The 20,975-nt window shown below is 37.4% G+C and carries 18 protein-coding genes and 3 pseudogenes; 12 read left to right on the forward strand and 9 right to left on the reverse strand.

Annotated elements, in window-relative coordinates; all coding sequences use genetic code 11:
• The first annotated feature begins 53 nt into the window (after window positions 1-53).
• A complete protein-coding gene (locus MLD65_RS11945; RefSeq protein ID WP_243292100.1) occupies window positions 54-935 on the forward strand; it encodes a hypothetical protein in 882 nt (293 codons plus the stop codon).
• Window positions 936-951: 16 nt separating this feature from the next.
• Here MLD65_RS11945 and MLD65_RS11950 read toward each other — a convergent pair whose 3' ends face one another.
• Together MLD65_RS11950 and MLD65_RS11955 are read right to left on the reverse strand one after the other, a co-directional pair.
• Window positions 952-1,143 (reverse strand): hypothetical protein, encoded by a 192-nt coding sequence (locus MLD65_RS11950; protein WP_243292101.1) that lies wholly within the window; start codon window positions 1,141-1,143, stop codon window positions 952-954.
• A 339-nt stretch (window positions 1,144-1,482) separates the two neighbouring features.
• Window positions 1,483-1,809 (reverse strand): hypothetical protein, encoded by a 327-nt coding sequence (locus tag MLD65_RS11955; protein WP_243292102.1) that lies wholly within the window; start codon window positions 1,807-1,809, stop codon window positions 1,483-1,485.
• 119 nt (window positions 1,810-1,928) lie between these two features.
• Between MLD65_RS11955 and MLD65_RS11960 the strand changes: the two genes are divergently transcribed.
• Window positions 1,929-3,089, forward strand: coding sequence for a GNAT family N-acetyltransferase (locus MLD65_RS11960; RefSeq protein ID WP_243292103.1), 1,161 nt, complete (start codon window positions 1,929-1,931; stop codon window positions 3,087-3,089).
• 133 nt (window positions 3,090-3,222) lie between these two features.
• On the opposite strand, the gene nhaC is transcribed toward MLD65_RS11960, so the two are convergent.
• The 3 genes from nhaC to MLD65_RS11975 form a co-directional block, all read right to left on the reverse strand.
• Complete coding sequence (gene nhaC / locus MLD65_RS11965) at window positions 3,223-4,641, reverse strand: Na+/H+ antiporter NhaC (RefSeq protein WP_243292104.1); 1,419 nt, start codon at window positions 4,639-4,641, stop codon at window positions 3,223-3,225.
• 146 nt (window positions 4,642-4,787) lie between these two features.
• Complete coding sequence (locus tag MLD65_RS11970; RefSeq protein WP_243292105.1) at window positions 4,788-5,810, reverse strand: 4-hydroxyproline epimerase; 1,023 nt, start codon at window positions 5,808-5,810, stop codon at window positions 4,788-4,790.
• Entirely contained in the window at window positions 5,807-6,988 is a 1,182-nt protein-coding gene (locus MLD65_RS11975) for an NAD(P)/FAD-dependent oxidoreductase (protein ID WP_243292106.1), read from the reverse strand. The genes MLD65_RS11970 and MLD65_RS11975 overlap by 4 nt, the downstream gene beginning before the upstream one ends.
• A 490-nt stretch (window positions 6,989-7,478) precedes the next feature.
• On the opposite strand from MLD65_RS11975, the pseudogene MLD65_RS11980 reads away from it, so the two are divergent.
• The 5 genes and pseudogenes from MLD65_RS11980 to MLD65_RS11995 form a co-directional block, all read left to right on the forward strand.
• Window positions 7,479-8,643: pseudogene (locus tag MLD65_RS11980) on the forward strand (sigma-54 interaction domain-containing protein); the annotation flags it as partial.
• 71 nt (window positions 8,644-8,714) lie between these two features.
• Window positions 8,715-8,870 (forward strand): annotated as a pseudogene (locus MLD65_RS18440) (helix-turn-helix domain-containing protein); the annotation flags it as partial.
• A 76-nt stretch (window positions 8,871-8,946) separates the two neighbouring features.
• Window positions 8,947-9,219: a (2Fe-2S)-binding protein gene (locus MLD65_RS11985; RefSeq protein ID WP_243292145.1), complete on the forward strand. Its 273-nt coding sequence runs from the start codon at window positions 8,947-8,949 to the stop codon at window positions 9,217-9,219.
• Entirely contained in the window at window positions 9,219-9,554 is a 336-nt protein-coding gene (locus tag MLD65_RS11990; protein ID WP_243292146.1) for a (2Fe-2S)-binding protein, read from the forward strand. The genes MLD65_RS11985 and MLD65_RS11990 overlap by 1 nt, the downstream gene beginning before the upstream one ends.
• 3 nt (window positions 9,555-9,557) lie before the next feature.
• A complete protein-coding gene (locus tag MLD65_RS11995) occupies window positions 9,558-10,742 on the forward strand; it encodes an NAD(P)/FAD-dependent oxidoreductase (protein WP_243292147.1) in 1,185 nt (394 codons plus the stop codon).
• 287 nt (window positions 10,743-11,029) lie between these two features.
• On the opposite strand, the gene MLD65_RS12000 is transcribed toward MLD65_RS11995, so the two are convergent.
• Complete coding sequence (locus MLD65_RS12000; protein ID WP_243292107.1) at window positions 11,030-12,484, reverse strand: aldehyde dehydrogenase family protein; 1,455 nt, start codon at window positions 12,482-12,484, stop codon at window positions 11,030-11,032.
• A gap of 317 nt (window positions 12,485-12,801) precedes the next feature.
• Window positions 12,802-13,683 (reverse strand): dihydrodipicolinate synthase family protein, encoded by an 882-nt coding sequence (locus MLD65_RS12005; protein ID WP_243292108.1) that lies wholly within the window; start codon window positions 13,681-13,683, stop codon window positions 12,802-12,804.
• Between the two features lie 366 nt (window positions 13,684-14,049).
• On the opposite strand from MLD65_RS12005, the gene MLD65_RS12010 reads away from it, so the two are divergent.
• Genes MLD65_RS12010 through MLD65_RS12020 form a run of 3 tightly spaced genes read left to right on the forward strand, consistent with a single transcriptional unit; the run spans window position 14,050 to window position 15,737 of the window.
• The gene (locus MLD65_RS12010; RefSeq protein ID WP_243292109.1) at window positions 14,050-14,520 is read left to right on the forward strand and encodes a flavodoxin; all 471 of its coding nucleotides are present in this window, start codon (window positions 14,050-14,052) and stop codon (window positions 14,518-14,520) included.
• Between the two features lie 18 nt (window positions 14,521-14,538).
• Window positions 14,539-15,315, forward strand: a complete 777-nt coding sequence (locus MLD65_RS12015; RefSeq protein WP_243292110.1) for a hypothetical protein — start codon at window positions 14,539-14,541, stop codon at window positions 15,313-15,315.
• 14 nt (window positions 15,316-15,329) lie between these two features.
• Window positions 15,330-15,737 (forward strand): IDEAL domain-containing protein, encoded by a 408-nt coding sequence (locus tag MLD65_RS12020; RefSeq protein ID WP_243292111.1) that lies wholly within the window; start codon window positions 15,330-15,332, stop codon window positions 15,735-15,737.
• Between the two features lie 245 nt (window positions 15,738-15,982).
• On the opposite strand, the gene glpT is transcribed toward MLD65_RS12020, so the two are convergent.
• Complete coding sequence (gene glpT / locus MLD65_RS12025) at window positions 15,983-17,341, reverse strand: glycerol-3-phosphate transporter (RefSeq protein ID WP_243292112.1); 1,359 nt, start codon at window positions 17,339-17,341, stop codon at window positions 15,983-15,985.
• Between the two features lie 268 nt (window positions 17,342-17,609).
• Here glpT and MLD65_RS12030 point away from each other — a divergent pair.
• Window positions 17,610-18,236 (forward strand): annotated as a pseudogene (locus tag MLD65_RS12030) (peptide ABC transporter substrate-binding protein); the annotation flags it as partial.
• Between the two features lie 447 nt (window positions 18,237-18,683).
• Here the strand turns inward: MLD65_RS12030 and MLD65_RS12035 are convergent.
• Window positions 18,684-19,271, reverse strand: coding sequence for a hypothetical protein (locus MLD65_RS12035; RefSeq protein ID WP_243292113.1), 588 nt, complete (start codon window positions 19,269-19,271; stop codon window positions 18,684-18,686).
• Window positions 19,272-19,752: 481 nt separating this feature from the next.
• Here MLD65_RS12035 and MLD65_RS12040 point away from each other — a divergent pair, with 481 nt between their 5' ends.
• A complete protein-coding gene (locus MLD65_RS12040) occupies window positions 19,753-20,814 on the forward strand; it encodes a M24 family metallopeptidase (protein ID WP_243292114.1) in 1,062 nt (353 codons plus the stop codon).
• Window positions 20,815-20,975 lie beyond the last annotated feature (161 nt).

A 20,975-nucleotide genomic window follows, 5' to 3' on the forward strand; every position in this document is an offset into this window, starting at 1 on the left:
CTAGAAGGATTCACTTCTTCTAGGTTTTTCTGTTAAAAGGGGAGACCTTAGAGATGATTTGGATATCGATTTTGTATGTACTCATCATTGTAGCTGGCCTCATTTTTATTTATCAAAAACGTCAAGAAGAGGAACGATATTTTGGCTGGAAGCTTATAGGGTATTTTCTCTTAGGAACTTTTTCGTTTTACTTCGATACATTTGCTATTCCAGTAGGTTTTTTCATATTCCTCTTTTTTATGCGACCGAAAGTGAACAAGAAGATAAAAACGTATGCAGCTGTCTTTGGTCTCGCTATGTTCCTTATGAACATTGCAAGTCAATATGCCGAGCATTATTGGTTTGAACGTCCAAGAAGCATTGACTTAACGACAGACAATGTATTTGATTTATCGATCATTGAACACTATGAAAGATTGCAAAAAAAGGCGGAAATAAGTGATGAAGCAGTCCTTCAAGATTACACGGTTGCCTTTACGAAAACAGGCGAATTACTTCGCTTTGACGTCGATTTTGTAGATGAAATCGATGAAACGAGTCACATTTATTATTGGTTAGAATTTGATAAGGAAGGTCAAAAGATTTCCGTTCGGAAAGAGAAACATGAAGGCACTTACTTTCATCATGAAAACTCAGCTCCGGTTAAACCATTTTTAAAAATGCTAGACTCGTTACCGTTTGAAAAAATAGCATCGGATGAGGAGTATGAGAAGTTTGAATTGTTTGGTGGGGGGTATATACAGAGTATTGCTATGGTGTATCATGATAAGTATTTGATTGTGGAGGGCGATTTCAAGAAAGTTGACAATCAAAATTTACCGATCGATACATACTGGATGGTAAAAAGCGGGGCGAAAAAACTTGAAGGGGATTCAAGGTGTGAATTACAAGCCTATTATTTAATTCAACCTGATGAGCTTTTGAAGTATGAGTAAAACGGGGAGAGGTTTGCTACCTCTCCTTTTGGCTTTTGTGCTTCATTGAAACAGAAAGGTAAACGAGTGCAAGGAGGCCAAAAATTCCGAAGCCAAACGCAATCAATTCTGGGACGGTTGTTGGTACTTGTAAAGCTGAGTAAATGATAGTGATCGAAACAACTACTAATAAAAAGTTCAGTAAATGGTTTGACAAAAATTGTTTCATCGAAATCACCTCAAAACACGCAATGGTAGTATTTTCGCTCAGATGGCAGATAAGACGATCATTTCTTTACAATATGTCACGTTTGGCTTTTGATTTATCCATTGTACCTATTCTTTTAACTACATATTCTCAATATGAATAAAAGTGTATCATAAAGGAGACGGCGAAATATAAATAGTTTTGTCGAATAGAAAAAAATAAGATTATATTCACGCAAAAAGGAGATAAAATGGAAGCGTTTACCCTCTTTTTTAGTACTTCTGTACTAATGGAAAACCATTAGTTAGTGATTTTCCTTAAAATGTAAATCGGTAGGATGAATGTGATATTTGTTACATATTATTCATTCGCCCAATATCTAATATAATCGAAGGTTGAAGTAGGAATTGCTTCAATAATATTTCCTTTTTCATCTGTATAAATTTCATATTCTCGATACGTTTCGACCCAATAGTTATCAATAAGCTCACGCTTTTCAAATCGTTTTTCTAATGTGAAATTGACGTTTTCCAACTCTTCATTGCTTACAGGAGCACTTTCTGTATCTGTATCACCAATTACGACGATGTCATTTCGTGATACAAATTCATAATCTGTGTGGGCAACAACAAGAAGAATAACCACAATCGGTGTGATATAGAGCATGTGTAAGCCTATTTTTTTCATTTACTTCACCATCCTTGTGAAGATTGTATGCAAGTCCGAATGGAAACTTCCCTTTTTACCTTATTTTTATAGGATTTTTACAAATAAACTCGAATGAATTATAGGGGAGGGAAAAAGAGATGAAGATTGTAAAATTGGAAGAAAACGATTTTCGTGAAGCGTTAGCCTTATCGGAGTATGCCTTTCAATACAAAGTGCCAGAAGAAGAGATAGAAGAACGCTTAAAACGGTTTGAACGTCACCACATTTTAAGTATTTTTGATCAGGAGCAACTTGCTGCAAAGCTTCATATCATTCCTTTTGAAATATTTTTAGGCAAAGAAAAGATGAACATGGGAGGAGTTGCAAGTGTAGCCACTTATCCAGAATACCGAAGAAACGGATATGTCAAAGCATTAATCGAATCAGCACTATCGTACATGAAAGAGAACGGTTATTCTATTTCCATGCTCCATCCTTTTGATGTTTCTTTTTACCGAAAATATGGATGGGAGTTGTTTTCCAACCATTTAAAAAGTACGTTAAAGAAAAAAGATCTCGTGCCGATGCCTTCTCCAGAAGGAGCGATTAAACGATTTAAAAAAGAAGGACATGGAGAAGACGTAGAGCAAGTGTATGAACAATACGCCAAACAATTTTCCGGAATGCTTGTACGACACCGAGACTGGTGGCTTCAATCTGTTTACAGCGATTTATATGCGGCTGTTTACTATGATGTAAGCCAAAATCCGTCAGGGTATATGTTGTACAAAGTAAAAGATTCGAAAATGACTGTGGAAGAGTTTGTCGTTTTAACAAATGATGCACGAAAAGGGTTATGGAATTTTATATGCCAGCACGATTCAATGGTCGAACAAGTCGAAATGGTAACATCGGAGCGTGAAGAGCTATTTTTCACATTACGGGAATCGAGAATTCAACAGGAGATTAAGCCTTATTTTATGGTGCGAATTGTTGATGTTGAAGCTTTTCTAAATCAATATCCATTTCAATGGTCCAAAGCACAAGGTCAAGTTGTGTTGCGAGTTGAAGACTCTTATGCACCTTGGAACAATAAATGTTATGTATTGGAAGATGGAAAAGTAACGGTCTTGTCTGAAACGGAAACAGATCCACATAATCTTCACCTTTCTGTTCAATCGTTAGCGGCCATGCTTTTCGGATATAAACGTCCTACTCAATTGCATCAGATTGAAAGGATCAATGGAAATGAAAGGCAGATCGAGCAACTAGAGCAGTTGATCCCGGATCAGAAGCCGTTCTTTTATGATTTCTTTTAATCATACATGTTTACCCATTACCACATGCTTTGAAATGAAAAAATTCGGGTTGACGATATTAAAAAATGAAGAAAGAGGTTGATACGTCAAAATGTATCGACCTCTATTTTTGTGAATATTCCGAAAAATATCCTTACAAATTCACCGTAGACTCACTCGTCTGTTCCACCTTATCTGTATACCAAATAAATTTCCCTGTAAATCCATAGATGATAGAAATGAGTAAAACGAGAATATTAAACCACATGAACGGGAGGTAGGATAGTGTTGAAACCCCGAGTACTGACGCCATGTAGACACCTCCATCTGACCACGGAACCATTGGTGTTGTAATCGTTCCTCCAGCTTCAGTATTTCTGGAAAGAACACGTCTGTCGATGTTTAAACGTTCGTAGTTTTCCTCTGTAATTTTACTTGCTGTAATGAGTGATACATAGGCTGCACCACCAAAGAAATTACCGAAAAATCCAGCAAGTAACGTAGATACTGTTAATTTACCTGAATTATTTGCCCAAGAGAGCATGTTATTACAAATGACTTTTAAAATGCCGGCTTGTTCCATTAATCCCCCTAATCCTAAGGCAAAGATAATTAAAATAATCACTTCAAGCATCCAAACAATGCCGCCGCGGTTTAATAAGTTGTCAATGAAATCGACACCTGATTCAATTGAAAACCCGCTGTACGAAGTTTTGATCGCTTCTAACATGGACATTTCTTGGAATAAAAATGCCCATATGGCTCCGAGTAATGCACCAAAACTAATGGTTGGAATCGATGGCTTTTTCAATGCAAGCAAAAGGATGACGATAGCTGCTGGTATGATCATATACCATTCAATATGAAAGTAAGTCGTTAACGATGTCATTACTTCTTCGGCACGTGATAAGTCTGCATTGCCTCCTACATAGAAAAAGCCAACGAGAAGAAACAAAATACTTGTGCCGACAAATGCTGGTGTACTGACATAGAGCATGGAACGAATATGTTCAATTAAACCTACTTTTGATAAGGAGGCGGTCATAACCGTTGTATCGGAAAGAGGAGAAAGTTTATCACCGACATAAGCACCTGAAATTACAGCGCCTGCGACTAATGGAAGTGGGATTCCAAAACTATGACCAATTCCCATCATCGCTATTCCAGCTGTACCTGCTGTTCCGAATGAGGTTCCTGTTGCAAGGGAGGTAATCGCACAGATGACAAATGCTGCAAAGAGGAAAATACTAGGATTCATAATGGTTAACCCATAATAAATAATACTTGGAACAACGCCGCCAGCAATCCACGTTCCGATTAATGCACCGACTGTTGTTAAGACTAAAACGGCTTCAAGTCCTTGACTAATGCCATTTAGCAAACCCTTTTGCATATTTTGATACGTATGTCCAAGTCTTAAGCCTAAAAGGATGACTAAAAACCAAGAAACAAATAGGGCGAGTTGTATCGGTAAACCTAAAACACCAATCGATACATACATAATGAGAATAAAACCAACTAAAACCGCAGCAACTTCCAATAAATTAGGTAATCGTATCGGATGACTAACCAAACTTATTCCCCCTCAAAAAATAGTTTTAAAATAAAACATGTAAGATTCCTGGTAGATTCTATGAATAGAATCTACCTAAAAAAGTGTGGATTGTTCAATAAGGGCCGATAAGCGTGTCTCGACACTCTATTATTCTCGAAAAGAACCTAATGTTGCTTCATAGGTGGTATTAGTAAAAATCCCTCTTTTAATGGATCGTCTTCGTTGTAAAGAAACTGATTCATTCCTGTAACCCAGGCAGATCCTGTAATCTCTGTAATGACTGCCTCATAGTTTTCAATAGTTGTCGTTTCAATAATTTTAGCTTTGAAAAGGCTTCCAACAATGCTTTCATGAATAAATTGCTCACCCATTTCAATCTCATTGTGAGCAAATAAAGTAGCAAGTTTGGCAGACGTTCCAGTCCCACATGGTGATCGGTCAATTCCACCTGGTGGAACGATCACAGTATTTTTGCAATTGGCTTCAGGGTGAGTAGGGTCCGTAAAAAATTCAATATGTGTAAGCCCTTTAATAAAGGAGTGCTCTGGATGAATGACATCAACCGTATCGTTGATTTTATCGCGAATTTTAACAGCTGTTTGAATAATGTTTGTAGCATTTTTGGTTGTTAGCTTTAACCCGATTTTTCGTGCATCGATAATTCCGTAAAAATTCCCACCATAAGCAATATCACAATCTATTTCTCCGATTCCCTCTACATGAACATGAATGCTCTTTAACAAAAAAGCAGGAATATTACAAAATGTGACTTCTTTCGCTTCACCTTGCTCGATCTTTATTCGTACTTTTACAAGTCCTGCCGGTGTATCAAGTGTTAGGTCGGTATATGGTTCTACGACAGGAATTAAGCCAGCTTCTACTAACGCTGTACAAAAACCAATTGTGTCATGTCCACACATTGGCAAATATCCACCTGTTTCAATATAGATGACGCCTACATCTGCTTCTGGATGACATGGCTCTACGAGTAAAGCACCTGACATAACATCATGTCCTCTCGGCTCAAACATTAAAAACTTCCGAATCCAATCATATTCATTTTTCATATGAAGCATTTTTTCTGACATCGTGCTGCCCTTTAATTTCGGAAGCCCACTTAAAACCGTCCTTGTTGGGTTGCCGCCAGTGTGGGTATCGATTGTATGGAAGATGCGTTTAAATTTCATGAGTGAACTACTCCTTTCTTAAAACGGTCGTGTCTTAACGGTTCGATTGGAATCGTAGTTTTCGGTTCTTCGTTTATTAACTCTTCGATTATTTTCCCCGTAATGGCCGCTAAGCTTATTCCATCTCCTTCATGGCCTGCGGCAATATAAAACCCAGGGACTTCTTCAACATGAGAAATAATTGGCAAATGATCTTCTGTCCAAGGCCTCAAGCCCGCATAATTTCGAATAACCATCATGTCTTTCATTTTTGGATAAAAACGAATGGCACGTCTGGCGATACACTTGACTACATCAAGATTTGACGTTGTATGAAAGCCTACAAACTCCCGACTGCTACCGATGAGGAAGTTTTGGCTTTCGGTCGGTTCAAATACTAAGGCTACACCATATTTTTCTGTTAAAGGGTCTACTTTTCTCTTCCCGCCGAATTTCGATATTAAATAACCAAACTCCATTACCTTTCGAATCCCGACAGGCTGTTGTCTTGATGCCACAATAATATGCCCTTTTCTTGGTTTAATCGGGACATGGACATTGACCATTTGTCCAATAAATGGTGCCCATACACCGGCGGCATTGACAACGTTTTTAGCAGTAAATCGTCCATTGGATGTTTCTATTTCGAAATTTCCTGATCCGTCTTTTTTGAGTGAGTTCACTTCAGTATGGGTGAAAATGTGTGCTCCATATTTTTTCGCCCCTTCTACTAAGGAAAACGACAATAAATAAGGATTGACGGTTGAATCTGTTTCACATTCCAATCCACCGAGTAAATCGTCTGCAAAATAGGGGGATTCTTGACGAATATCTTGTCGATCTAACATTCGAAACGGAAGCCCTGCTTCTTTTTGACGCAAAACCCATTTTTCTGCTGCCAACATTTCTTCTTCTGTTTCACAAACTAAAATGCTGCCAGGTGCTCGATATTCAAAAGGATGATCTAGTTCTTTACTTAACTCATCAACGAGTTTTTGACTCGCTAAAGACATTTGACTATCAAAACCGGGGTCTTTATCGATCGCTAAAATATTTCCATCACACCTTGACGATGTCCCACTGGCAAGCTCATTTTTTTCGATGATGGCAACACTTCGTCCTGACTTTGACACGTAATAAGCGATAGCGCTTCCAATAATTCCTCCACCGATAATGACAACTTCATAATTTTTATTCACAAATGCTGACCCTCCTTTCTTGCTAGTTCAGTAATAAAGAAGCAAGAAATATGCCAGTAAGGAATTCTTCTCCTCGTTTTCCTAATTGTCAAAAATGTTTGTCATTTTTATTAAGGTGTGTAAAAATTATTTTAACGTGTAAAAAGATATAGACAGTTGTAAAGGGGGAGGAAGTGTGTACCACAACTTGCTAAGTATAAATGAAATGGTTAATCGAAATTTTGAGGTCGTAGAATCTAAAAATAGCATTCCTTCATCAAGTAATGTAAAAGCTTTATTTTTAAAAGAAGGAAAAGATATTTTTTTTATCAAAAACTCTGAACCTATGACACGATCAAAAACAATGACGGTTACGAGTAATAGTTCGATCGAACAACTATTGAAGTATTTAAAAAAATACTCGCATTTGCTTGTGGAAAATGAAGAAGGGGAATTTTTAGGTTATGTTGATGCTGTCATAGTAGGCGAAAATCTATTAAATGCATACAAATATTTGAACGCATTTTTTGAGACCGTGTTAAATACTATGGATGCCTCGTGTACAGTCATTGATAAACAGAAAATTGTTTGTGGTTGGACAGAAGGGGCTGAAAAAATCTTTTCCGTACGGAAAGAATCGATTATTGGGAAACCGATTACCGATTTTTTTGAGCCTGATATGCTGGAAATATTAAAAACATTACGAGATGGCAAAAGACTTTATCGTCAACAGCATCAACCAAGATCTGATTTATTTGTATTAATCAACTCAAATCCAATTTATTTAGATAATGAAATAATCGGTGCTGTCGTGTCTGAAACCGATATAACGGATCAAGTCCGTTTAAATCAAGAGCTCTTTACAATGTCGACAGAAGTGCACCGGTTAGAACAAGAGGTGGCGAAATTAAAGCCATCACAAGATCCATTCACTCCGATAAAAGGAAGAAGTTCTGCAATAAGAAAAACGATTGATGTTGCAAAAAAAGTAAGTTCCGTAAAGTCCACTGTACTCATTTTAGGAGAAAGCGGAGTTGGGAAAGAGATGTTTGCAAAAGCTATCCATGATGCTCGTGAATCAGCGGAAGCTCCATTTATATCGATAAATTGTGGGGCGATACCGGAATCTTTATTTGAAAGTGAGCTATTTGGTTACGAAAAAGGGGCGTTTTCAGGAGCTGATCAAAGGGGGAAAAAGGGAAAAATCGAATTAGCAAGAGGCGGAACGTTATTTTTAGATGAAATTGGTGAAATGCCAATGGAAATGCAAGTAAAGCTACTTAGAGTATTGCAAGATAAAACGTTTTATCGAGTTGGCGGAGTGAAGGAAGTTCGTGCTGATTTTCGCATCATTGCCGCGACGAATCGTAATTTAAAAGAAATGGCGAGAGAAGGGAAGTTTCGAGAAGATTTATTTTATCGGCTAAACGTAGTGAGTGTAAATATTCCCCCGTTAAGAGAGAGGAAGGAAGACATTATCGAATTAACACACTATTTTCTTTATGAGTTTTCGGTTCGCTATCAACGACCGATTCATGGGGTTTCGCAAGATGTGATGCATGAGCTATTAAACTATGATTGGCCTGGAAATATTCGTGAATTAAGAAATGCAGTGGAACGTTTAGTCGTTTTTGCCACAGACGGGATTATGAAAAAAGAAGATTTGCCCTTTGTTCCTCAAAATAGCTCAATGCATGCTGAAGCGATTTATATAAATGATCATCCAACTGAAAACAGCGATGAACTATTAACTTTACAAGAAGAGTTAGAGAATCATGAAAGAAAAATTATTGAAAGAGCATTGAAAATAGAGAATGGAAACAAGATGGCGTGTGCAAAAAAGCTAGGGATTACAAGAGCGACCCTTTACAACCGAATGAAAAAGCTCGGTATGACGAACTAGCTTTTCATCTTTTGTTTGGCATGTTTTTTGCATTATGAATGGTAAACATGCTAACTGATTGATGAGGGGGAGAATGATGGAAGCGTCAAAGGAATTGATCATTTGTCGTTGTGAAGAGGTCACATATGAAACGTTAGTTAAAACTGTTGAATTGTATAAATGCTCATCAAGAGAATTAAAATTACGGACACGTGCTGGAATGGGTTTTTGTGGAGGACGAACGTGCCGTCATCTCATTGATACGCTAGTGGATAAATATACGAATCATCAAGGAAGTGATACAGTTCCGTTAAAATATCAAGCCCCAATAAGACCGATTACATTTGGTATGTTAGGTGATGGGAAATGATGAATCGTATTATGAGTCATCCTATTTTAGGAGAATTAGAAATTCGGAAAAAGATTTCCTTTTCGTTCGATGGAACACGTTTTGAAGCGTTAGAAGGGGAGACGATTGCTTCAGCTTTGTTAGCAAATAACATTCGAACATTGCGTGTACACGAAGAAGCAGGAACAGCACGAGGAATTTATTGCAATATTGGCCATTGCTTTGAATGCCGTGTAACGGTAAATGGTAATCGAAATATTCGAGCATGCATGACGTTAGTCGAAGATCAGATGGACGTTCAAAGCGGTAAAAAAGAGCCGACCCCAATAAAAGACTTGTTTGGAAGGGAGGCTTAAATGATGGCTGATGTGATTGTGATTGGTGCTGGTCCTGCTGGTTTATCTGGTGCAATCGCTGCAAAGGAATGGGGATTAAACGTAATCGTGTTGGATGAGTTTATGAAGCCAGGTGGCAGATTGTTAGGACAGCTTCATCAAGAGCCTGACGGGACATGGTGGAATGGGATTAAAGAAGCGGACAAATTGTACCAAAAAGCGGAGCAATTAGGTGTCGAAGTGAAATTAGGAGTATCTGTCCATCATTTAAGTAAAGAAGAGCAGTGGACGGTTCATACGAATCAAGGAAATTTTCAAGCAGCTAATGTTTTAGTCGCAACAGGTGCCGCTGAATACGCTGTGCCAATACGAGGCTGGACATTACCAGGGGTGATGTCGATTGGTGCCGCTCAAGTGATGACAAATGTTCACCGTGTCAAAGTTGGAGAAAGAGGAATAATCATTGGCGCCAACATTCTCTCCTTTGCAATTATGAATGAATTAAAGCTTGCTGGGATCGATATTGAGTGTATGCTTTTACCAGAGAAAAGCAAGATGACAAAACAGGCTGGCGATCCGCTTGAAGTGATGAAATCTTTAATTAGAGCCTCTCATTTAGCACCATCTGCTTTATTAAGGTGGGGAAGTCGTTTCATGGTTCATGATCAGCTGCGTAAGCTCGCTTTAAAATGGTTTCCAAAAAACGGATATAACATATGGGGAATCCCCGTTCATCTACGAAAAGCAGCAGTTGAAATCGTAGGTGAAGGGAAAGTCGAAGGAGTAAAGGTAACGGATATTACGATAGAAGGAGAAAAGGTAGCTCGTTCGGAAAAAATAATCCCGGTTGATTTTGTTTGTATAGCTGGAGGCTTGTACCCATTAGCAGAACTTGCAGCCGTTGCAAGATGTCCGTTTCATTTTTGTCCTGAACTTGGCGGCCATATTCCGAAACATAATGAGCAAATGCAAACACCTCTAGAAGGGCTATATGTAGCAGGCAACATTACCGGAATTGAAAGTGCAAAAGTGGCGATGGCACAAGGAACTGTAGCAGGCTATTCCATTGCGGAAAATATGGGCGTATCAAGCTTAGTCGAAGGAAAACTACAAAAAGCTTTAGAACATGTAAGAAACGTTCGTCATCATGCAGTAATACAATTTCACCCGAATATTGAAGAAGGTAGAAAAAAGCTCTATTCAGTTTAACAGATTATTTGAAAGGCTGACTAAAAAGGAAAACTTTTGGTCAGTCTTTTTATAGCTCTTTTCTAAAGGACTGTTGCTAATCAAGCGGGTTGTGTGTTTTTCGTGGACTTTACTTGCGGATAAGTTTCAAAGTTTGCGGAAAGCATTCATCGATTTGCGGACCATTTTCAAAACTTGCGCAAAAATGCCCCCAACTTGTGGAAACGCTCCTCTTGAATCTCCCCCGAATCCTATGTACACGTAACAAAAATCACCCGATACACTTTCATCGGGTGATTCGTCTACCATTATAAATGATATTTTATCGCACACGTTTTAATTTGTGAATAAAAATCAAGAGCTGCTTGGCCTTGTTCACGTGTATGGGAGCTTGATTGCTTCATTCCACCGAATGGTGATTGATACTCAACACCTGCTGTTTCTTGGTTGACTCTTACCATGCCAGCTTCAGCTTGATCAAGAAAACGATGTGCTTTCGATAAGTTTGTAGTAAAAATAGAGGCACTTAAACCAAATACCGTTTCATTACATAATTCGATTGCTTCATCAAAGTCTTTCGCTTGGAGTACAGTCGTAACAGGTCCGAATATTTCTTCTTGAACTAATGGATGTTTCGTATCAACACCGCTGACGACTAAAGGTTTGATAAAATACCCATCATGTTCACAATCAATGGCTCCTTGGGCAACGATTTCTGCTTCTGTTTCGGCAAGATTGACGTATGAAGAAACCGTTTCATATTGTGATTTCGATGCAACAGGACCGAGATACGTATCCGGTAGTAATGGATTCTGAACTTTTAAAGTGGATACGGCGTTATTTAGTGCGTCCATAAACTGTTTGTAAATGTTTTGTTCAACGATAATACGACTTGTTGCGGTACATTTTTGTCCTGCCGAACGGAAGGCGCCGCTTAATACCATTTGAATCGTTTTTTCAATGTTTGCATCGTTCAAAATGATCGCCGCATTTTTCCCGCCCATTTCTGTTTGATATTTAATATTTCGTTTCGCACATATAGAGGCGACGTGTTGGCCGGTGGAAGTTGAGCCGGTAAAGCTAACGGCATCAAGGTCAGTCTCTTTTAAAAGAACATCGCCGATTTCTCGACCTTTTCCAATGACAAGGTTGATTACGCCGCTAGGGAGATTGACTGATTCGAAGATTTCCATTAATCGTGTTGCAGAAAGGGAGGCGTTTTCTGCTGGCTTCCAAATGACCGCATTTCCGCAAATAAGTGCCGGAGCTATTTTCCAAATCGGAATCGCCACAGGGAAATTCCACGGTGTAATAATACCGACAATGCCTAACGGGGTACGTTTATAATATTGCATGACATCATTGTCGCTTGCCGGAATGATTTCACCGTTTGAACGTACACCTTCTCCCGCATAATAACGTAATAAATGAATCCCTCTGACAACTTCGCCTTTCATTTCCGTAATCGGTTTGCCCATTTCTCGGCTCGCTAAAACCGCCAGCTCTTCTTGATGTTTTTCTAATTCATCTGCCATTTTATATAAATAGCTGCTGCGTTCAACACCAGTTAACTTTGACCAAACAAGAAAACCTTCATTTGCTGCTTTATTCGCTTCTAGTACATGCTTAGCGCTAGAGTAGTAGATTGTTCCAACTTCTTCTTTTATGTTGGCTGGGTTATATAAAACCGTACTGTTCCCATCCGTTGATACCCACTCTCCACCAATGTTGCTTTTCGCTTCAACGAGCACCTTCGTTTTCATTTAAAAACCTCCTCAATCGTTTTATACATTTAGAATACGGAAAGGATAAGGAAGTTCCTTACCCTTTTTCTTAAGAGATAAGAAAGTATAAAGCTTTGCACATCGTTTTTGTCCAGCAAAAGTCCAGCTGAGCAAGGCGCTTGCCCATTTTTTATCACATCAGAATTTATATCATGTATGCAAAGGTTTGTAGGGCTACTTGCGTTTAAGTTGTCCAACTCCAGGCTCCATCGGTTCAGATCGTCACAAGCCAATCCGTCCAGCAGGTGAAGCCGGCTTGTCTTGTACTTGTCGACGATAGGCAGGCCCCCTTTGCTTTATTGATGTACGATTTCTACTGCTCTCTTAAAATCTTTTCTAACACTTTCATACTCTTCCTGAGATAACGGAAGGCGAGGAGGACGAGATGGTCCAACCGGTTGTCCTGCTAATTCCATCATGTATTTAATGTATTGGACTAATTGAGGGCTTGCATCATAATGGAATAACGGAAGCTGACGACGGTACAATGGAAGTGCTTCGTCTATTTTGCCTTCTTTCGCTAATTTAAATAATTGAACGCCTTCACGAGGTAATGCGTTCGGTACACCAGAAATCCAACCTGTTGCGCCAATCATTGGACCTTCTAGTGCTAAATTGTCAACCCCAACCATGACTTCTAAGTTCGTTCTATCTAAAATATCATGCATACGGCGAATATCACCTGAAAATTCTTTTACAGCCACGACGTTTTCAAATTGAGCGATTTCCGCTAACAAATCCGGTGTTAAATCTGTTGGATAATCGCGTGGATTGTTATAAGCGATAATAGGAATTCCTACATTGTTAATGGCTTTATAGTGTTCTAGAATTTCATTTTTTAACGGCTTATAGTTAATAGGTGGCAATGCCATGACCCCAGCAGCTCCAGCATTTTTGGCATGCTCTACCCATTGGACGGCTTGCTTCGTAGATGGAGCAGCAGATCCGACAACTACAGGTACACGTCCATTTGCAGCTTGAATGACAGTTTCAACCACTTTTGCTCGCTCTTCGGGAGAAAAAGTCGCATATTCTCCGAGAGATCCTGCTGGAACAAGTCCATTAATCCCTTCTTGGATCAGCCAATCACACACCTCATATAATCTTTTGTAATCAACTTCATAATCTTCTGTAAATGGAGTAACTAATGCGACGTAAACACCTTCGAATTTAGCCATTCTGTTTTCCCCTCTCTTTTTCCAAAATTTCTATTCATCATTATTTAGTGCAAAAATTGTACCAATTCGTAAATATTGAAAGAAAAATGATTATTTTTCGCATATTCTCTTTAATTGTCTTGTTCCTACGATGTTTTAATGTGTCTATTTTTCTATACATGATGATGGAAGCATGATGTAAATGAAGTTATACATTGTTAAAAAAGTTATACATATTGGCATATAGATACTGATAAGAAAATATTCTTATAAAATAGAGGTTTAAATTTAATTGACAATGATTCTCGATATCATTTATAGTGATATTAATGAGAATGTTTATCAATTGTTCGTTTAGTATAGATAGTTTGTGAAAGGAGATTTTTTATGGAGAAGATTATTTTAGTTTTTGCCAGTATGAGCGGAAATACTGAAGCGATGGCAGATGAGATTGTAAACGGAATTAAAAAAGCAGGTGGGGAAGTAGAGGTGTTGGATATGATTGAAGCAACAACTGCTTCCATACTTGAAGAATACGATGGAATTTTATTAGGTGCCTATACGTGGGGAGACGGAGAACTACCAGATGAATTTTTAGATTTTTATGATGAAATGGAAGACCTTAACCTTAAAGGGAAAAAAGCGGCGGTCTTTGGTTCAGGGGATACATCTTATCCACAATTTTGCGGAGCTGTCGATATTTTAACGGAACGTCTAAAGGAAAGAGGGGCAGAAATGGTGTTGGACGGATTAAAAGTTGAACTAACACCGGAGGGAGAAGATGTTGAGGCTTGCATACAGTTTGGCGAGCGTTTCGTCCAAAAGTTGAAAGGGGAAAAGGAACAACCAAGTGTCTAACGATAGGAGGTTTTTACCGTGCAAAATAAAAACCCGTATATTTCGATTAAAACAATGTCAGATCAACATTTAGAGACGTTTATTCGTTGTCCGCAACGCTTTTTTTATCAACATGTAGTAAAGGAAAGTCGAATGGAATGGACATGGGAAGAAGGTGTACAACAAGTTATCAATCAAGTTGTTCATCAGTTTTACTTATTGCCATATCAAGCTCGGACTGCACATCGTATACTAACTCTAATTGAGAAGTATTGGAAGCTATTAAGTATAAATCAGTTTGAATCAAAAATTCATTACTATGCGATTTTGGCAAAAGTAACCGACCACCTTCTTCATTTTTTAAGCAAAGAACGAAGTCAATGCCCGCCATTATTGCTGTACGAAAAGCTCCAATCGTACATACAAGAATTAGAAACGAAATTGTCCGTTCTTTTTGAAGTAGTAGAAGGGGGAGAACGGTCATTTCGAATAAAAAAATTTGTTACTTCCTCAGAACAAGGCTTGAGCGAGCTTTTTTACTACTTAATGATTATTTTCTCAAAGGAAGTATTCAACACTATTCCAAAAGTGATTGAAGTTTACGGTGTCATTGATGGAAGAAAACAAGTGTACACACCAAAAGAGGAAGACGTTTCAGAAGCGATTACGTATTTACAGCTGTTAAAAGAAATAGTAGAAGATCCAAGCAGCTATTCAAAAACGTATTTTCACTGTGAACAATGTCCATATATGAACAAATGTGAGGAAAGTATGTTACAGGCAGAAAAAGAGACACCATTTCAATACGTGCATTAAGAAAGGAGAAGGCGATGTTTCAGCAATTTGTTGTAATAAATGAATTTACACACGTGCTAGATTGTTATTGTCCATATTGTCAAGAATTGAATCATTTCGAATTTCAAAAAGGAGATATCATTGAATTAACAGAAGAACAAAAATTTCTCCCTGAAATGGGTACCTATATTTTAGTTCAAGTGAATAAAGAATATCGATTTTTTATCGCTTTAGAAGACTTAGATTATTATTATAAGAAAGAAAATATTTGTTCCACTGGAGATTTACAGCTGAAAGAAAACTATTTACGCTTTAAAATTGATGAAGCACTTGACTGTGGTGATAAAGAGTCGTTCCACTTTTATGTTTATCAATTTAATGAAATTCAGGAGTTTCTAAGGACAGTATTGCAAAAAAATTCTATTCTACTACAGAATGTATAAAATGTGTAAATTACGAACTTTAAGGAGAAGGTTTTTTACCAGAAATTATATTTTAAGGTTGATAGTGTGAGAGGAAATTAAGGAATTTGTAGATAAGCAAAGTATATTCATGAAATAACAATAAAGGTTTTTATCACATTAAACTTATATAGGAGAATGAATCATCTCTTAAACATACTTGAAACAATCATATCTTCGCAAAAAAATCAAGCACCCAATTGGAGGCTTGATTTTTAAGTATGTATTTATTTTAATTCTGTTTGTCCCTTTACGTTCCATGTTAAGGCGAAAAGAATAATAGCTAAAATACAAGATCCTGTTAGTAACATAAATCCTGCATCCCAACTCGCCAATTCTACAACATAACCTAGTAAAGCGTTAGCCATTACGGCCCCACCTAAGTAGCCAAATAAGCCAGTTAAACCAGCTGCTGTTCCAGCTGCTTTTTTAGGAACGTAGTCTAGTGCTTGTAATCCAATCAACATAACAGGTCCATAAATTAAGAAACCAATTGCAATTAAAGCGATGTTATCAATCATAGTATTTCCTGCAGGATTTAGCCAATAGACTACGACAGCAATTAAGACACCAATCATAAATATAACACCAGATGGTCCTCGGCGACCTTTAAATAATTTATCGGAAAGATAACCACATAGTAGAGTGCCTGGTATTCCGGCCCACTCATATAAAAAGTAAGCCACACTAGACTCTTCCATATTAAATCCTTTTTCTTCACTTAAATAAGCAGGTGCCCAGTCAAGTACACCATATCGAACAAAATAAACAAATACATTGGCAATTGCGATAATCCAAATCCATTTGTTATTTAACACATACTTAAATAAAATTTCTTTTGTGGTTAATTCTGTTTCAAATGTCTTTTTTGAAGCAGTAGGATAATCGTTACGATATTCTTCAATTGGCGGTAAACCAACTGATTGCGGTGTGTCTCTCATTAATAAGAATGCTATTATTGCTACTCCAATAGCTACAAGAGCTGGCAGGATAAAAACACCTTCATAACCTGTATAAACTGCTCCAAAATATGTCGAAACGATCGATACTCCAGCGATGGCTAATGGAGCCATTAATCCTCCACCTACGTTGTGTGCTACATTCCAGATAGCTGTTTTACCCCCACGTTCATTAACACTAAACCAGTGAACAAGAGTTCGTCCAGAAGGAGGCCACCCCATTCCTTGAAACCAACCGTTTAAAAAAAGCATAATAAACATAATCGTAACAGATGACGTAAAAAATGGAATAAAGCCGAATAATAAGTTAATGATGGCTGACAATATTAGACCAGTTGCTAAAAAATATCTAGGATTACTTTTATCTGATACTGTGCCCATCACAAATTTACTAATACCATAAGCAATAGAGATTGCTGATAAAGCAACACCTAGTTCCCCTTTGGAAAACCCTTGTTCCGTTAAATAAGGTATCGCTAAGGAAAAGTTTTTTCGAATTAAATAATATCCAGCATAACCAATAAAAATTCCGAGAAATACTTGCAATCTTAGCTTTTTATATTCTGAATCAATTCTATTTTTTGGAAGTCTTTCTATAGCTGGTGCAGGCTTAAAAAACTTAAACATAATAATACCTCCTAACCTATTGAATAGAGAATTAATGCCACTTATTAATAAGCCAATCTCCCTCCTTTTCTCTATATAGTTGGAACATAAAAAAAAGCCCACACTAATTCACACTTACCAAAGGGGAAGTGTATTAATAGTGCGAGCCTCCAATTCTCCATTCGACATTAACTTGTACTAATACATTACATACTTAAGAAAGCGTTGTCAATACGTTAGTGCTATTTTTCCTTTTATGATTGAAAGTAATGCTAGAATGACTTAACTTACCTATACATTTACACTTCGAGATGCAAAATGGTCAAACGGTGATCCCGTTACAGCACAGGACTTTGAGTATGCATGGAAATGGGCATTAAATCCTGAAAATGAGTCGAAGCAAGCTTGGTATCTTTATTACATAAAAAATGGCAAAGCGGCTCATGGAGGTGAAGCAAGTTTAGATGATGTTGGAGTAAAGGCAATAGATAACAAAACACTTGAAGTAACATTGGAATCCCCCGCGCCGTATTTCCTTGAGTTAACAGCTTTTAGTGTTTACTTTCCTGTTAATAGCAAAATTGCAAAGGAACAAAACGAATGGTATCTCGATGCAGGAGAACAATTTGTCACAAATGGCCCTTTTACTTTAACTAATTGGGAACATAATAATGAGATTACTCTTGAAAAAAATGAACAATATTGGGATGATGATGCAGTAAATATAGAAAAAATTCAAATGTTAATGATTAATGACCAAAATACGGAATTAAATATGTTTGAAAATCACGAACTAGATTGGGCTGGCTCTCCAACTGGCTCACTTCCAGCTGAAGCAATTCCAACTCTTCAGGATAAGGGGACGTTAAATATTCAATCCATTGCGGCTACGTATTGGTTTGTTGTGAACGTTGAATACATACACCAGCAGCAGGAAATTCAAAATGAGACACAAATTTAAATTTGAGAATGTAGTCGGTATAGAATTAAAAGAAACCTTTCTCACGGCCTAAGATGCTACAACGTCTCCTTTTCTATTATAAACATTTTTGGTAAAATTAAGATGTTGGTTGAAGAATTCAAAATTTGGAGTGACCAGTAATGCTTTTGTTTTTTGGTAAGTTTATCTTGTTTTATTTGTTCGGTACAATTGCGTTCGCCCTTTTTAAGGTAATGTACTATAGTATCAGCAAAAAATTGATTACAAAAACGGCTGATGGTACTAAACTGAATTGGGCTTTGAATGTCTTTGTTAAAAACGGTAAGAAATTGGATAGTAACGATTACTTCGTAGTGGGCGTTTTTGCGGTTATTTGCACATTATATTTATAAAAGACTCCTAGAATATTTCCAGGAGCTTTTCTTATTCCGTAGGATATCCATTATTTTTACAGAAGTCTTTAATCTTCTTATGTTTTTTTGAAAACTTTTTGCATGCTTGTTTAATCCCATGTGTATAAACATCTTTTAAGAACTGTTGTGCCACTCCTGCTAATCCAAGTGCTGTCAAAATTGCGATTAATTCTTGCAACGAAATATATACAACCCAAGGTAACGCAGGGGCAATCATAGCCTTGATTTGATTATCTTCTTTTACTGCAACCTGTTTCTCTTCCTCTAAAAATTTCACTTGTTCTGTTGGTAAGTTTTCAAAAAACATCGCCATATTTGTCACTTGATCTACTGAAAAACCAATTTGGAGTGCTTTTTGGCGGTCTACAGAATATGTAAAATCATCATTGGTTTTCAATGCTTCTTTTACAAACTTCTTCGCTTTTTCCATGTCTTTTTCATCAACATTTTGCACAACATCACTAACTTCTTGATGATTGATCAAACTTTCTGTTGCATTTTTTGCCTGTACTGTAGCTCCTGGAGTAGTCAATATTACTGTTGTTAGGAGTGCCAATACTGAAAGAAGCGTTAACACCCTAGTCTTCAAACTTTTCATAACAAAAACATCCTCCTACGGTTTATATTTACAAGTAATATGTAATATATTAACATATAAACCAAATATATAGAATCATTGTTTTTGAGAATTTTATAAACTTTTAATTTTCTATCTGATAAAAGATTAGTACTAAGAAGGGGCTGGGTGATGATCCTTAAATTTAACAAATTTGTAAAGGTTAAAGGGTGTAGATAGCACACTAAAACACTTGAAATTTTTGTTTTTATTTCGTAATGCTCCTAATGACTTTTATAAACAAGGACGACACTGTTGATGGAGAAAAGATGGACGGAAATGAAATGATGGGTGAAAGAACGATGTGTGAACGGAAACCAGTCATCCGTGCCCATCCCACGGATGACTGGTCTTTACAGAATGACCGATAGAAAGGAAGAAGAGAAATTAGTCTGCCTCCTCTTTTGAGTAGTGGTAAAATGTTATCAGGGTAGATTGGAACATAAATTATAGGAGGATCGTTATGAATAAAATTAATAAAGTAAGAGAACAATTTGACTCATTGGGAATTGATGGAATTTTAATTACAAACCGATTCAATCGCCGTTATATGACAGGCTTTACAGGAACAGCAGGAGTTGTGTTAATTTCTAAAACAGAAGCGAAATTCATTACAGATTTTCGCTATATTGATCAAGCGAAAGAACAAGCAGAAAACTATGAAATTGTGAATAATGAGCGAGACATGACAGCAGCTGTTGTAGCTCAAGTGAAAAAAATGAACATTAAAAAGCTTGGGTTTGAAACGAAAAGTCTCACACATGAAGAATATTGTCATTATAGTGAGAGATTAGAAGCAGAGATGGTACCTGTTGGAAAGATAATAGAACAACTTCGCATGATAAAATCAGAAGACGAAATAAACATTTTGAAAGAAGCCGCTCATATTGCTGATCAGACCTTTACGCATCTCCTCTCATATATTCGACCAGGAATTACGGAATTAGAGGTTTCCAATGAAATTGAGCGCTATATGAGAACGCTTGGTGCGACTTCTTCCTCATTTGATACAATTGTTGCATCTGGATACCGTGCTTCATTACCGCATGGAGTTGCAAGTCCGAAAGTGATTGAAAAAGGAGAGCTTGTGACATTAGATTTTGGTGCCTATTACAAAGGGTATTGCTCTGATATCACAAGAACGATTGCGGTTGGAGAGATTAGTGAAGAGTGGAAAGAAATTTATCATATTGTGCTTCATGCACAAGAAAAGGCGATACAAGGAATTAAGCCGGGCGTAACAGGACGGGAAATTGATGAGCTTGCGAGAGGATACTTGAGAGAAAAAGGATATGGTCAATATTTTGGTACAGGAACAGGTCATGGAATTGGCTTAGAAATTCATGAAGAGCCTTTTCTTTCTACAAAATCAGATGTTGTTTTAGAACCGAACATGGTCATTACCGTAGAACCAGGTATTTACATTCCAGAAAAGAGTGGGGTTCGCATTGAAGATGATATGATCGTAACTGAATCCGGTTATGAAATCATTACACATTCAACAAAAGAATTAATCATTATATAAGGAGACAGCGGACAAGCTGTCTCTTTTTCACATAGAATTTATCCCACTCTTAACGGGCAGTAAGACCCCCACCTCAAGATTCTGTAGTAAAGCAAAGAAGGTAGGTGGGGGACAACTGCCCGTAAAGGTCCGATTGGTTCAACTAACATTCAGTGGGGGAT

The sequence above is a fragment of the Bacillus sp. FJAT-47783 genome (assembly GCF_022808615.1).
In the GTDB taxonomy this organism is placed as follows: Bacteria; Bacillota; Bacilli; order Bacillales; family Aeribacillaceae; genus Bacillus_BZ.